Raw genomic sequence first — 13,279 nt, 5'->3', positions numbered from 1 at the left:
GCTCAGGCGTCGGGCCGGCCCGGACGGGCGCTCTCGATGGTGGGTCGGCCCAGCGCGAACCAGCGCGGGAAGGTCACCTCGAAGAGCTCCTCCCGGGCCAGCTCGGCTCCGCCACGGAGCGGCTCGGCCTCGTCGTCGGCCGAGTTGATGATCACCAGGTCGCGGGTGGCGAGCGGGAGGGAGAGCTCGTACACGCGCTGCCGCACCTCGGCCAGATAGAGTTCGCCGGCCGCTGCCGCCGCGCCGCCGATCACGATCGCGCTCGGATTGAACATGTTGACCAGCGCGGCGATCGACTCGCCGACGACCCGCGCCGACTGCTGGATGAGCGCGATGGAGAGGGCGTCGCCGTCTTCCGCCGCGCGGGTGATCATCTCGGGGGAGAGCGTGCCGTCGGTCTCCTCGGCGCGCCGCGCGAGGTAGCCGGTGCGGTCGTTCTCGAGGGCCAGCTGGGCATCGCGCACCATCGCCCATCCGCCGGCGACGGCTTCGAGGCAGCCGATCTTGCCGCACCGGCACACGGCGTCGGAGCCGCTCACGCGCACGTGCCCGATGTCGCCCGCGGCACCATTGGCGCCGCGGTGGATGCGACCGCGCGAGAGCAGGCCGGCACCGATACCCGTGCCGATCTTGCAGTAGATGAGGTCGGCGTGCTCGCGGTGCCGGAGGGCGCGCTCGTTGAAGGTGAGCAGGTTCGCGTCGTTGTCGACCCAGACGGGGGCGTTGAAGTGGGACTCGAAGCGACGGCGCACGTCGAAGCCGTTCCAGCCGGGCATGATGGGGGGCGCGACGGGGCGGCCCGTCTCGTAGTCGACGGGGCCGGGCAGTCCGACGACCACGCCCCAGACGGGGATGTCGTCCGTGCCGTCCATCAGCTCGTCGAGCATCTGCATGACCTCGTCGAGGGTGCTGGCGGGGCCGCGTGCGATGTCCCAGTTGCGATGCGCCGTGTCGAGCAACTCGCCCCCGAGATCGGCGATGCCGACCCGGATGTGCAGGGCGCCGAGCGCGCACACCACGATCCGACCCGCCTCGACCCGGAAGCGCAGGGTGCGGGCGGCGCGGCCGCCGGTGGAGGGCGCGAACTCGCTGTCGGCCAGGAAGCCGAGCTGCATGGCCTGGTCGACGCGCTGGGTCACCACGCCTCGACCCAGTCCGGTCAGCCGGCTGATCTCCGGGCGGGTCGTCGCCTCGCCGGTGCGCACGAGATTGACCACGCGCAGGAGGCTGGTCACCTCATCGGTCTGTGCCCCGAATCGAAGGGTTGACTCGCTTGCCATCATCCGATGATGGCACAGGTGGGAGGGTATCGAACGGAAGTGGGCCGGACTAGTGCCGGATTTCTTTCAAGTTAAGTAGGATTTGAACCGAAGTGACTTCGAGGGGGAGGTTCAATGACACCGCGAGGAGTCGGGATCATCGGGGCGGGGCCCGGGGTGAGCGCGCTCCACGCGCCCACGCTGGGGCGACTGGCCGGTCGTCTCAGGATCGTACACGTCGCCGATGCGGGCAGCGGGCGGGGGGCGGCCATCGCTGCGCCGTCGGGTGCCCGGCACTCCACGGGCGTGGGCGAGCTCCTCGCCGATCCCGCCGTGGAGGTTGTGGCCGTGTGCAGCCCGCCCGAGTTCCACGCGGGGCAGGTGCTGGCCGCGATCGAGGCCGGCAAGCGTGCCGTGTTCTGCGAGAAGCCCCTCGCCCTGACCGCTGAAGACGCCCGGGCTGTGGTCGACGCCTGCCGAGTGAGCGGCACGGCTCTCGTCGTGGGTACGAACCACGTCTTCGATCCCGCCTGGGCGCGGGCCAAGCACCATCTGGTGGGCAATCGAGGACGCGTGCAGACCTGGTCGGCCACCATCGCGCTGCCCCCGAACGGCCGCTATCACGATCTCGTGACCGAAGTCGCGCCGGCCTCCCCTCCGCCGGCCGGCCGACCGGCGCCCGACTGGTCGGATCCGCGGGTGGCCGCGGCCGTCGTGCGTCAGCTCGTGCTCGGTCTCGGCATCCACGACCTCCCTGCACTGCGCGACGTGGCGCCGGTGTTCGAGCAGGTGGTGTTCGCGCAGCCCCTCGTGCCGATCGGCTATCTCATCGGTCTGGTCGCGGGGGGTGTGGCGATTCAGCTCACCGCCGTGATGCTGCCGCGCGGCGCCGACGCGCTCTGGCGGCTGTCGATCGGTACCGGATTCGACGACGTCGACGTGGAGTTCCCGCCGGCGTTCGTGCACGCCGGCAGTGCGACCGTGACCGTGCGCACGAGTGACGGCACGATCACGCGGTACCCGGCGACGCCCGAAGACGGGTACGTCGAGGAGTGGCGTGCGATTGCCGATGCGCTGGATCACGGCCAGCCCGCTGAGTACGGCGAACTGCTCGATGACGCTCTGTTCGCCATTCAGATCGCCGACGCGGCGGCCGAGGCCGTGCTCGCGGCCGCGGCGCGGAAGGGGACATCATGATCGGGGTGCGAGCGCCGCTGGCGTCCTACCGGGTGGCGATCACCGAGCTCCCCGAAAGAGCCCGCTCTGCGAACGACCCGCGGGGCTCGATCGTGGTCGTCGGCGGCGGGACCGGATGGTTCGCGCGGGCGGTGTCGGCGGTGGAGGCGGGCGCGGCCGGACTGGTCGTGGCCGACCCGGCCGTGGAGGTCTCCGGGATCTCCGGCTTCGCCGAGTCCGACCTGAGGGGAGTGCCGGTGGCGCTCGATCGCGAACTCCTGCGCCCCGACGTGGCTGCCGAGATCAGCCGGGAGCAGCCCGCATCCGTTCTCACCGCAACCTGCGCCGCACCCGCGGCGGCGTTCGACCGCACGATCTGCGACGCGGTGGGCTGGCTGCGCGTGCTCGCCGGTGGGCCGCTGCAGGTGACCGCTCTGCAGGCAGGTGACGGGGGGCTGATCATGGCGGTGGAGGGCCGGGGATGCCCGGGCGGGGTGCTGGCGCGGGTTCTCGTGGAACCGACCGCGGTGCCGCGGCTGCGGGTCTCGGCGATCGGCGCGGTTCGCTCCGAGGTCTCCGCCGCCGCGGCCGCCGCCACCGTGGTGAGGATGGATGATGAACGGGGAACCCTGATCGCTCCTGCCCGATTCGAGACGCGGCAGCGGCTCGCGCTGCGCCGTGCGATCGCCGCGGTGACGAACGGGACGATGCTCGACGACCTCCACGAGTTCGCCATAGACGCCGAGATCGCCCTCGCCGGCCGCCGTGCCCTGTCGCCATAAACATCGATGATCCCGCGCATAGGCATCATCGGCTTCCCCAATGGTTTGATTCCGACAAAAGTGGGTGACGGGGCCGAGGCTGCCCCCGTCGAAAGGAACGATCGAAGATGATCAAGCTGCTCTCTCACCTCTCCTATGTGGCGATCACGTCGCCCGACGTCGAGGCTTCCGTCGAGTTCTACACGAACCAGGTGGGGCTGATCGAGGTCGATCGCGTCGACGGCGCCGTGTACCTGCGGTGCTGGGGCGACTACTACGCCTATTCCGTCGTGGTACTGCCGGGCGACGAACCGTCGCTGGCCACGGCCGCGTGGCGCACCACGAGCGCGGAGGCTCTCGATGAGGCCGCCAAGCGCATCGAGGCCGCGGGCATCGAAGGCGAGTGGCTCGACGATGTGCCGCACATCGGCCGCGCCTACCGTTTCACCGGACCCTGGGGCCACAGCCTGACCCTGCACTGGGATGTCACCCGGCACCACGACACCGAGGGTGAGGCCGCGTCGACCTACCCCGACCGGCCGTCGCGCCGCAGCAAGGTCGCCGGCGCTCCCCGTCAGCTCGACCATGTGACCATCGCGACCAGCGACGTCGACGCGTTCGCCGCGTGGTACAACGAGGTGCTCGGGTTCCGCATCATGGCGCGCACCGTTCTCGACGAGGCCCCCATCTCGGTGTTCTCCGTGCTCACCACCAACGAGAAGTCGCACGACCTCGGTGTGGTGCTCGACGGTTCGAGCCGCGCCGGTCGCGTCAACCACTACGCCTTCTGGGTCGACACCCGGGAGGAGCTGCTCATCGCCGCCGACATCCTCGGCGAGAACGGCTACCCGATCGAGTACGGCCCGTCGATCCACGGCATCGGCGAGCAGAACTTCCTCTACTACCGTGAGCCCTCCAGCCTGCGCATCGAGCTCAACACGGGCGGCTACCGTAACTATGTGCCCGACTGGACTCCCAACACCTGGAAGCCCTCCGAGGGATCGAACAACATGTACCGCAACAGCGTGATGCCGATGTCGATGACGGAGTCGTTCCCGCCCGCGGACGGCCCGAGCGCCACCGAAGAGGGTGTGCCCGACGAGATCAAAGAGGCCCTGCTCAACCCTTACGCCCACCAGGGCCGAGGCTGACCGATCAGGTTCGACGGGAAAGCGACCATGACCACCGGCCTCGACGACGAGATCGACCGCAGCGACCCCGAGGGGGAGATCTCCCGGCGGGCATCCGCCTATCGCAACTGGGGTCGCTGGGGTGAGGACGACGCGCTCGGCACGCTCAACTTCATCGACGACGACAAGCGCGTCGAGGCCGCCGGGCTCGTTCGTCACGGACGGGTGGTGTCGCTCGCCCAGCGCTTCGACACGGACGGGCCGCAGAAGGGCTGGCGGCGTCGCACCAATCCGGTGCACACGATGACCGACACGGGCGTGGACGCCGAACGCGGCAACCAGGGCTTCCCCCACGGGATGGGCGGGGCGGACGACGTGATCGCGATGCCGCTGCAGTGCTCGACCCAATGGGACGGACTCGGCCACATCTTCGATCACGGCCGCGCGTGGAACGGGCGGAGGGCCGGCGACGTGGTGACCAGTGAAGGCGATCTGGTGACCGGTATCGAGCACGCCGCCTCGGTCGTCGTCTCGCGGGGCGTTCTGCTCGACGTGGGCCGGCACCTCGAGCCGGCCACCGGAGAGCTGCCCGACGGCTTCGCCATCACGGCCGCGCACCTCGACGACTGCATCCGGGCCCAGGGGCCGAGCGCGGCCGTCGGCCGCGGCGACATCGTGCTCGTGCGCACGGGCCAGTACGCCCGCGCCCGCCGCGAGGGCTGGGGCGACTACGCGGGCGGTCCGGCCCCCGGGCTGTCGATCACCACGGCCGGATGGCTGCACCGGAGCGAGATCGCCGCGATCGCCACCGACACCTGGGGTTTCGAGGTGCGGCCGAACGAGTTCGACGCACCCGCGTTCCAGCCACTGCATCAGATCGTGATCCCCAACTTGGGGCTGACGATCGGCGAGATGTGGAATCTCGACGAACTGGCCGACGCCTGCGCAGAGCAGTCGCGATGGGACTTCCTGCTCTCGGCGCCGCCGTTGCCCATCACGGGCGCGGTGGGGTCGCCCATCAATCCCGTCGCGCTCCTCTGAACGATCGTCACCACCCACCCACCTGCAGAACAGAGAGGTTCTGAACATGACCGCAGTATCCAAAGTCGCCATCGTCGGCAGCGGGGTCGCCGGACTCGCCGCCGCCATCCAGCTCGCCCGAGCAGGGGTGGCGGTGGATCTGTTCGAGGCGAAATCCGAGCTGAGCGTGCTCGGTTCGGGCATCACGCTGCAGGGCAATGCGCTGCGGGTCTTCGATGCGCTGGGCGCGTGGGACGACATCCGTGCGGCCGGCTATCCCTTCGTGGGTCTGACTCTGCGGGCTCCCGGGCCGGGGGCGCCGGCCGTGGCCGAACTGCCGGACGTGAAGTCGGGTGGCCCGGACTATCCGTCGACCATGGGGATGCCGCGTCCCGAGCTGGCGCGCATCCTGCTCGAGCACGCGGTCGCGGCGGGCGCGGTCGTGCACTTCGCGTCGCGGATCACCGATCTCTCCACCGATGAGGAGGGCGGTGTGGGCGTCGTCATCGACGGTCAGCCTTTCGATCGCTACGACCTCGTGATCGGAGCCGACGGTGTGAACTCCACCGTGCGCGGGCTGATCGGCATCGACACCAAGCCGGAGTCGACGGGCATGGGAATCTGGCGCACGTTCGTCTCCCGCCCCGCATCGGTGGAGCGCAGCGAGCTCTACTACGGCGGCCCGATGTACATCGCCGGCTACACGCCCACGAGTGAGAACACCATGTACGCGTTCCTGGTCGAGAAGGCGCAGGACCGGTTCGGGGTGACCGACGAGGATGCGGCGCGCATCATGATCGAGGAGAGCCGCGCCTACGACGGCCCGTGGAACGACATCCGGGCCGATCTGGAGGCGGGGGCCACCGCCAACTACACCTGGTTCACCAAGCACATCGTCGATGGCGCCTGGAACCGCGGACGGGTGGTGATCATCGGCGACGCCGCCCACAGCTGCCCGCCCACGATCGCCCAGGGCGCAGCCCAGGGGCTCGAAGACGCCCTGGTGCTGACCGAGCTGCTCGTGGCGCGCGACGCCCTCGACGACTCGCTCTGGGCGGAGTTCCACGAGCGCCGGGTGCCCCGGGCCACCGCCGTGGTCGAGGCCTCGGTGCAGCTCGGTCAGTGGCAGATCGACGGCGACCGCGATGCCGATGCCGGTGGCCTCATCTTCGGCATCGCCCAGAAGATGGCGGTGCCTGCGTGAAGATCGCCCGCTGGGAGAGCGCGGCGGCCTCCGGGGAGCTGGTGCACGGCTTCATCGAGGAGGGCCGCGCCATCCCGTTCGGCGGCGGACGCACCGTCGGCGAGGTGCTGGCCGCCGGGCTGGACGGCCTGGCCGGCGAAAGGTCGGCCGCCGATGAGGCGGCCGCGTCGCCGTTGGCCGACGTCGTGTTGCGGGCGCCTCTCGACCCGGCATCCGTGCGGGACTTCGTGGCGTTCGAGGAGCACGTCGAGGGCGTGAGCGCCGGTGTCGAGGGCCGCAGCCACGTGGCTCCGGAATGGTACGAGGCCCCCACCTTCTACTTCACCAACCCGCACACCATCACCGGACCGTTCGACGTGCTGCACCCGCCCGTGACCGAGCGGCTCGATTTCGAGCTCGAGCTCGCGGTGGTGATCGGCGGGGTCGACGGGTCGGACGGAGCGAATCTCGACGCCCCCACGGCGACGCGGCACATCTTCGGCTACACGATCATGAACGACTGGTCGGCCCGCGATCTGCAGGGTCGCGAGATGAAGGTGCGCCTCGGCCCGGCGAAGGGCAAGGACTTCGGCATGACGCTGGGCCCCTGGATCGTGACGGCCGACGAGCTGTCGGGCTACCAGGACGCCGAGGGCTTCCTCGCCGTGCGCGCCGAGGTCTACGTCAACCACCAGCTCATCGGGCACGACCTGGTGTCCAACGCGGGCTGGCCGTTCGCCGAGTTCGTGATGTACGCCTCGCGCAACTCACGAGTGGTGCCGGGCGATGTGCTCGGGTCGGGCACGGTCGGAAACGGCGGATGTCTCGCCGAGCTCTGGGGCCGCAACGGCTCCCTCACCCCTCCGCCGCTCCGCGAGGGCGACGAGGTGCGGATGGTGGTCGAAGGCGTCGGCGAGCTGATCAACCGGGTGGGTGCGCCGGTCGCCGCCCCACCCGTGCCGGCCGCGCGGCCCCGGCCGCGCATCCGCCACCGCGTCTAGAACCACAACCACGAGGAGCAACACCGTGTTCATGTACTTCCCCACCAACTACGTCTGGAGCCTGGCGGCGGTCGCCACGCTCAACAACGGCGGCTTCATCGACGAGGTCGACCGGGCGTGCAAGCCCGTGCTGCTCGCGTCGCAGAACGGCGACGATGCCGGAACGGCCGAGCTCTACGCCTCATGGGCCGCCGTGGCCGACCGCCTGGTGGCCAAGGCGCAGGACGACGAGGCCCGCGGCCGACGCGTCGGTGCCGGCGAGACCTACTACCGCGCCTCGCTCTACACCTCGCAGGCCGAGCGCCTCCAGTCGCCGAAGTGGGAGGGGCGCAATGCGGCCTACCAGAAGTCGATCGACCTGCTGCTGAAGCACGTGGAGCTCTCGCAGATCCCGGTGACCCGGGTCGAGGTGCCGTACGAGGACTCCTCGTTGCCCGGCTACTTCTATCGCGCGCCCGGTGAGGGGCCTCATCCGGTGATCATCCAGTGGAACGGCCTCGACTCCACCAAGGAGATGATGTACTACTCCGGCTTCCCCCGGATGCTGGCCGAGCGCGGTATCTCGACGCTCATGATCGACACGCCCGGCTCCGGCGAGGCCCTGCGTCTGCGCGGGCTGAAGGCGCGCCACGACACCGAGGTGTGGGCTGCCGCGATCATCGACCACCTCGAGGCGAATGCGCAGGCGCTGGCCGTCGACCCGCAGCGGATCGGCATCGTGGGCTGGTCGCTGGGCGGCCACTACGCCCCGCGGGCGCTGGCCTTCGAGAAGCGGCTCGCACTCGGGGTGGCCTGGGGGGCGAACCACAACTGGGCCGAGGTCCAGGAGGCGCGCCGCAACCGTGAGGGCGAGAACCCGGTGCCGCATTACTGGGACCACGTGAACTGGGTGTGGGGCGCCACCGACATGGACGACTTCATCGAGAAGACGAAGGACATGCACCTGAACGGTGTGGTGGAGCAGATCACCGTGCCCTTCCTCATCACGCACGGAGCGGGCGACCGGCAGATCAACGTGAAGTACGCACACCAGTCGTACGACCAGGCCGTCAACAGCCCGAAGCGCGAGCTGCGGATCTTCGACGACCCCGAGGGCGGCACCGAGCACATCTCGATCGACAACATGCCCTACGTCGCGGGGATCATCGCCGACTGGGTGGCCGAGACCTTCGCCGGTCTGCAGCCGCGGTGACGCGAGGGAACTTTGGTCAATTTCAGGCATAAGTCTGATACCCTGGAAGGGACGTCGGGGCTCTGTGAGCCCGTCCCTGGTCGTGATGTGGCGAACAGGGCACACCGAGTCGCGTCGACTGCCCGATCGTTCGGGTGACTCCATGACTCTCACTCCCGTGCGCCTGCGCATCCTCGTCGCCTCGCTGCTCACCGTCTCCTTCCTCGGCGCCCTCGACCACACCGTGGTCTCGACATCCCTCGCCACCATCGCGGGCGACCTGGGCGCGCTCGAACACATGAGCTGGGTCGTGGTGGGCTACACGCTCGCGAGCACCGTGCTGCTGCCCGTCCTCGGCAAACTCGGCGACAGGATCGGGCCGCGCGCGGTCTTCCTCAGCTCGCTGGTGCTGTTCCTCATCGCGTCGCTCGCTTGCGGATTCGCACCCACCATGGAGTGGTTGGTCGTGGCACGCGTGCTGCAGGGGATGAGCTCCGCCGGCCTCCAGCTGATGTCGCAGACGATCATCGCGCAGGTCACCACACCCCGCGAGCGGCCGAAGTACCTGGCGGTGATCGGAGCGGCGTTCCCCATCGCCATCCTGATCGGGCCGGTGATCGGAGGGCTGATCACCGACTTCTGGGGCTGGCAGTGGGTGTTCTGGGTGAACATCCCCGTCGGAGCCGCGGCCCTCGTTCTCGCGATGGTGGCTGTACCGCACGTCGAGGTGCTCGAACGGCGGCGCTTCGACGTCGCCGGCGCGGTGACGTTCACCGTCGCCCTCGTGGCTCTGGTGCTCGCGGTCACCTGGTGGACCGACCCCGCGGCGGCCGTCGCGGCCCTGACGGCGTCGGTGGTCTCCGCCGTGGCGTTCGTCATCTTCTTCATCGCCGAACTGCGCGCCGTCGAACCGGTGCTGCCACTGGCCTACTTCCGTGATCGCACCATCTCGGCCGGTACGGCGCTCTCGGCCATCATCGGCATCGGCCTGTTCTCCATCACCTTCTATCTGCCCACCTACTTCCAGATGGCCTACGGCACGAGCGCCACCATCTCCGGCCTGGTGCCGATCGCGACGGTGTTCGGGATGCTCCTGAGCAATCTCGCCACCGGCTTCATCGTGAGCCGCACGGGGCGGTATCGCGCCTTCCCGATCGCGGGCACGACATTGGCCGCCGTGGGGCTCGTGGTGATGTCGCAACTGCCGGTCGGCCTGCCCCTCTGGGTGCCAATGATCGTGATGTTCGCCGTCGGCGTCGGCACCGGGGCGTTCATGAGCTTGATCGTGGCGATCGTGCAGGGCGCGGTCCCGCGTTCGGAGACGGGCACCATCACCGCCACCCTCAACCTCGTGCGCCAGGTGGGATCCACCGTCACCACCGCCGTCATCGGAGGGGTGATCGGCTTCGGGGTGGCGGCGCTCCTGCCGCCGGGTCTGGACGCCGCGACCCTCACGCCCAAGTCGGTGCTCGCCGCGGACACCGCGACGCAGACCCAGATCGCCGCGATCTATCATGACGTCTTCGCACCGATCTTCATCGCACTCGCCGCGGCCTATGCGATCGGCATCGTCGCCGCCATCCTGTTGCCCGGCACGCCGTTGTCGGACGAGCCGGCGCCCGAGCCGGCCACCGAATCCGCTTCCGTCTGACCCACCGAGGAGAGAACAATGACCAACCAGCCCACCGCCGTCGTCGTCGGCAGCGGACCCGTCGGAGCGGCCTACGCCCGCACCCTGCTCGAGAGCAATCCGGATGTGCGCGTCGTGATGTTCGAGGCCGGGCCGCAGCTCACGGAGATCCCGGGTGAGAGTGTGCGCAACATCCCCGATGCGGCCGAGAAGGAGCGTGCGCGCGAACGTTCGCAGGGTCCGCTCTCGGGTTCCTACCGCGAGTCGCTGGGGATCCCGCAGGCCTTCGTCGTCGAGGGCATGTTCACCGCACGCCAGGGGACGTACCTGCTCGACTTCGGTGGCGAGGGTTCCGCCCACGCCCCGACCTTTCCCGCAGCGGCGGCGGCCACGAACGTCGGCGGTCAGGGAGCGCACTGGACGGCGGCGATCCCCCGCCCGGCGTTCAGCGAGAAGATCCCGTTCATCGGCGACGAGGAGTGGGAGGAGCTGATCGGCCGGGCGGAAGAGCTGCTGCACAAGCAGAGCGCCGCGTTCGCCGACTCGGCGCTCGGTGGCGCCATCCGGTTGCTGCTCGATGAGGAGTTCGGCAGCGAGCTGCCCGACGGATACGGAGTCAGCACTCTGCCGGTCGCAGGCGACCCTCAGCCCGATGGCACGATGCGCTGGGCCGGCGCCGACTCCGTGCTGGGCCCGCTGATCGACCCCGACTCGCCACTGTCCTCCCGGTTCGAGCTGCGCGATCTCTCGCTGGTGCGCCGGGTCGAACTCGACGGCACCCGGGCGACCGGTGTCACGGTGCAGGACCTGAGAACCAGCGAGACCTCGACGTTCCCCGCGGACATCGTGGTGGTGGCTGCCGATGCCTTCCGCTCGCCGCAGCTGCTCTGGGCCTCCGGGGTTCGGCCGGCCGCCCTCGGGCACTACCTCACCGAGCATCCGGTGGTCATCTCGACGGTCGCGCTCGATCCCGCGAAGATGCAGCGCTTCGCCACCGAGACCGATCTCGATGCCGAGAAGGCGCGCCGGGCGCTGAACCCCGCAGACCCGGTGGCGGCGGTGAACCGCATCCCGTTCTCGGAGCCCGAGCACCCCTTCTCCGTGCAGGTGATGTATGCGGATGTGCCGCCCTTCCAGCTCGACCCCGCCAACCCGCTCGCCGGCAATCGGTGGGGCTACGTGAACATGGGCTACGGCATGCGCAAGCACCCGCGTTTCGAAGACGGTGTCACGTTCGACGACGCCGAGCTCGACTTCAGTGGCTTCCCGAACATGCGCATCAGCTACTCCCTCACCGAGCGTGAGGAGGCGGAGATCGCGGAGGCGACCGAGCGTCTCCGCCGCGCCGGCAACGCACTCGGCACCTTCGTTGCGGAGCCCCGGCTGATGCCGAACGGGTCGAGCCTGCACTACCAGGGCACGATGCGCGCCGGCGAGGCGGACGACGGCACCTCGGTCGCCGACCCGTACTCGCGCGTCTGGGGCTACCAGGGCCTGTACGTGGCCGGCAACGGTCTCATCCCGACCGCCACCACGATGAACCCGACACTCACAAGTGTGGCCATCGCGGTGCGCGCGGCGCGGAAGGCCGCTCAAGAACTCTGAGTGCCGGCCGGCCGGTGATCCCCCGGCGGCGAAGATCAGAAGGAGGCGTTCGATGGAGAACGAGATTCAGGGCATCACGGCGGTCGCAGCGGTCGTGCTGGCCCTCGCCGGTGTGTCGTTCCTGCTCCAGCTGGCGTTGTGGCGCGCGCTGTCGGCAGCCGACATCGCCGATGCGCCGGCCTTCCTGCGGTTCGGTCGAGGCCTGCTCCCGTCGGCACTGGTCGCCCTCGTGGCGGTCGCTGTGATCGTGCTGCTCCGACGCTGACGATGCCGAGCTGACATGTCCTTCTTCGAACCCGGGGTCGAGAGCGCTCGATCGGTGAACATGGCCCTCATCTTGCGCGCGGTGGTGACACAGGGCGCGATCTCTCGCTCCGAGCTGGTTCTGCAGACCGGTCTCAGCCGCAAGACCGTCGGAGCCGTGGTGGGCGAGCTGGCGAGGAGGAATCTGGTCGAGGAATCCGACACCGCTGCTCGCGGTGTCGGGAGGCCCAGCTTCACGGTGCGACCGGCCGACTCCGTCGCCGCGCTCTCCGTCTGCCTCACCCTCGGCTCCGTGCGGATCGCGGTCGTGGGGCTCGACGGAGTGGTGCAGGAGCGCGTCGACTACCGGTCGGACAGGTCGGCGACGCCCGACGAACTGGTCAATGCGATCGTCGCGGTGGCAGAGGCCATGGGCCTCTCGCGATCGCGGAAGGTGATCGGCATCGGGCTGGTGGTTCCGGAGCCGGGTCTGGGTGGCGACGAAGCCGTCGGGGACGCCGCCGCATCCGCGCTCGGGATCCGGCTCGGCTTGCCCGTCGTGCTCGCCACCGCGGGGACGGCCGGTGCGCGGGCGGAGAGCATCTTCGGAGCGGCATCCGGGGCGCAGGAGATGATCTATCTCCGCTGCGGCCCCGACGGCCGGCTGGCGGGTGGCATCGTGACCGGGGGCGCGATCGTTCTGGGCCATCGCGGTCGCGCGGGATGCTTCACCCCTGTCGCCGGCCGCACGGCGTCGACGGGTCGGGCGCAATCCGTCGAGGACAATGTGCTCTCGGTCCTCGACGTCCTCGGTCCGGTGCTCGACCCCGAGGTGGTCGTGCTCGGCGGCTCCCTCGTCCGCTCCGTGGAGGCGGTGCGGGCAGGCGTCGAGCGGCGCAGGTCCGCTGCCGACGACACCCGCGGGGCGGGGCCGGCCATCATCGGTTCGGCCCTCGGTGACGACGACCTGTTCATCGGTGCCGCGCAGTCCGTCTTCGAGGGGGTTCTCTCCGACCCCAGGAATTTCGACGCGGGCCGTCTCGGGGCCGAGGGCGCCCATCCGATCGACTCCGCACCCGCCCTCACCCGTGTGTAGTATT

12 protein-coding genes are annotated in these 13,279 nt (G+C 69.8%); 11 read left to right on the top strand and 1 reads right to left on the bottom strand.

What is annotated here, in order from left to right; all coding sequences use genetic code 11:
• Window positions 1-2 precede the first annotated feature (2 nt).
• Complete coding sequence (locus EPO52_RS08280) at window positions 3-1,280, bottom strand: ROK family protein (protein WP_290804550.1); 1,278 nt, start codon at window positions 1,278-1,280, stop codon at window positions 3-5.
• A 114-nt stretch (window positions 1,281-1,394) separates the two neighbouring features.
• On the opposite strand from EPO52_RS08280, the gene EPO52_RS08275 reads away from it, so the two are divergent.
• The 11 genes from EPO52_RS08275 to EPO52_RS08225 all read left to right on the top strand — a co-directional run bounded on the left by EPO52_RS08275 (window position 1,395) and on the right by EPO52_RS08225 (window position 13,275).
• Window positions 1,395-2,456 carry a Gfo/Idh/MocA family oxidoreductase gene (locus EPO52_RS08275; RefSeq protein WP_290804549.1) on the top strand — a complete coding sequence of 354 codons (1,062 nt, stop codon included), beginning with the start codon at window positions 1,395-1,397 and terminating at the stop codon, window positions 2,454-2,456.
• The gene (locus EPO52_RS08270) at window positions 2,453-3,217 is read left to right on the top strand and encodes a hypothetical protein (protein ID WP_290804546.1); all 765 of its coding nucleotides are present in this window, start codon (window positions 2,453-2,455) and stop codon (window positions 3,215-3,217) included. The genes EPO52_RS08275 and EPO52_RS08270 overlap by 4 nt, the downstream gene beginning before the upstream one ends.
• Before the next feature lie 107 nt (window positions 3,218-3,324).
• Window positions 3,325-4,347, top strand: coding sequence for a VOC family protein (locus EPO52_RS08265; RefSeq protein ID WP_290804544.1), 1,023 nt, complete (start codon window positions 3,325-3,327; stop codon window positions 4,345-4,347).
• A gap of 27 nt (window positions 4,348-4,374) precedes the next feature.
• Entirely contained in the window at window positions 4,375-5,367 is a 993-nt protein-coding gene (locus tag EPO52_RS08260; RefSeq protein WP_290804542.1) for a cyclase family protein, read from the top strand.
• Window positions 5,368-5,413: 46 nt separating this feature from the next.
• A complete protein-coding gene (locus EPO52_RS08255; RefSeq protein ID WP_290804539.1) occupies window positions 5,414-6,550 on the top strand; it encodes an FAD-dependent monooxygenase in 1,137 nt (378 codons plus the stop codon).
• Window positions 6,547-7,530, top strand: coding sequence for a fumarylacetoacetate hydrolase family protein (locus EPO52_RS08250; protein WP_290804537.1), 984 nt, complete (start codon window positions 6,547-6,549; stop codon window positions 7,528-7,530). Before EPO52_RS08255 ends, EPO52_RS08250 begins: the two co-directional genes overlap by 4 nt.
• A 31-nt stretch (window positions 7,531-7,561) precedes the next feature.
• Window positions 7,562-8,722 (top strand): alpha/beta hydrolase, encoded by a 1,161-nt coding sequence (locus EPO52_RS08245; protein ID WP_290806159.1) that lies wholly within the window; start codon window positions 7,562-7,564, stop codon window positions 8,720-8,722.
• 142 nt (window positions 8,723-8,864) lie between these two features.
• Window positions 8,865-10,352: an MDR family MFS transporter gene (locus EPO52_RS08240; RefSeq protein WP_290804533.1), complete on the top strand. Its 1,488-nt coding sequence runs from the start codon at window positions 8,865-8,867 to the stop codon at window positions 10,350-10,352.
• 18 nt (window positions 10,353-10,370) lie between these two features.
• On the top strand, window positions 10,371-11,936 hold the full coding sequence (locus EPO52_RS08235) for a GMC oxidoreductase (RefSeq protein WP_290804531.1): 1,566 nt from the start codon (window positions 10,371-10,373) through the stop codon (window positions 11,934-11,936).
• A gap of 52 nt (window positions 11,937-11,988) precedes the next feature.
• Window positions 11,989-12,201, top strand: coding sequence for a hypothetical protein (locus EPO52_RS08230; RefSeq protein ID WP_290804529.1), 213 nt, complete (start codon window positions 11,989-11,991; stop codon window positions 12,199-12,201).
• A gap of 15 nt (window positions 12,202-12,216) precedes the next feature.
• Complete coding sequence (locus tag EPO52_RS08225; protein ID WP_290804527.1) at window positions 12,217-13,275, top strand: hypothetical protein; 1,059 nt, start codon at window positions 12,217-12,219, stop codon at window positions 13,273-13,275.
• Window positions 13,276-13,279: the final 4 nt, after the last annotated feature.

The organism is Herbiconiux sp., from assembly GCF_004297105.1.
Lineage (GTDB): Bacteria > Actinomycetota > Actinomycetes > Actinomycetales > Microbacteriaceae > Herbiconiux.
The sequence above is the reverse complement of the archived record's forward strand: the minus strand, read 5'-3'. Positions and strand labels throughout refer to the sequence as shown.

Coding starts and splice junctions, on each gene's coding strand:
- EPO52_RS08280 (WP_290804550.1), bottom strand. CDS start 1,280: ATGGCAAGCGAGTCAACCCTTCGATTCGGGGCACAGACCGATGAGGTG.
- EPO52_RS08275 (WP_290804549.1), top strand. CDS start 1,395: ATGACACCGCGAGGAGTCGGGATCATCGGGGCGGGGCCCGGGGTGAGC.
- EPO52_RS08270 (WP_290804546.1), top strand. CDS start 2,453: ATGATCGGGGTGCGAGCGCCGCTGGCGTCCTACCGGGTGGCGATCACC.
- EPO52_RS08265 (WP_290804544.1), top strand. CDS start 3,325: ATGATCAAGCTGCTCTCTCACCTCTCCTATGTGGCGATCACGTCGCCC.
- EPO52_RS08260 (WP_290804542.1), top strand. CDS start 4,375: ATGACCACCGGCCTCGACGACGAGATCGACCGCAGCGACCCCGAGGGG.
- EPO52_RS08255 (WP_290804539.1), top strand. CDS start 5,414: ATGACCGCAGTATCCAAAGTCGCCATCGTCGGCAGCGGGGTCGCCGGA.
- EPO52_RS08245 (WP_290806159.1), top strand. CDS start 7,562: ATGTACTTCCCCACCAACTACGTCTGGAGCCTGGCGGCGGTCGCCACG.
- EPO52_RS08240 (WP_290804533.1), top strand. CDS start 8,865: ATGACTCTCACTCCCGTGCGCCTGCGCATCCTCGTCGCCTCGCTGCTC.
- EPO52_RS08235 (WP_290804531.1), top strand. CDS start 10,371: ATGACCAACCAGCCCACCGCCGTCGTCGTCGGCAGCGGACCCGTCGGA.
- EPO52_RS08230 (WP_290804529.1), top strand. CDS start 11,989: ATGGAGAACGAGATTCAGGGCATCACGGCGGTCGCAGCGGTCGTGCTG.
- EPO52_RS08225 (WP_290804527.1), top strand. CDS start 12,217: ATGTCCTTCTTCGAACCCGGGGTCGAGAGCGCTCGATCGGTGAACATG.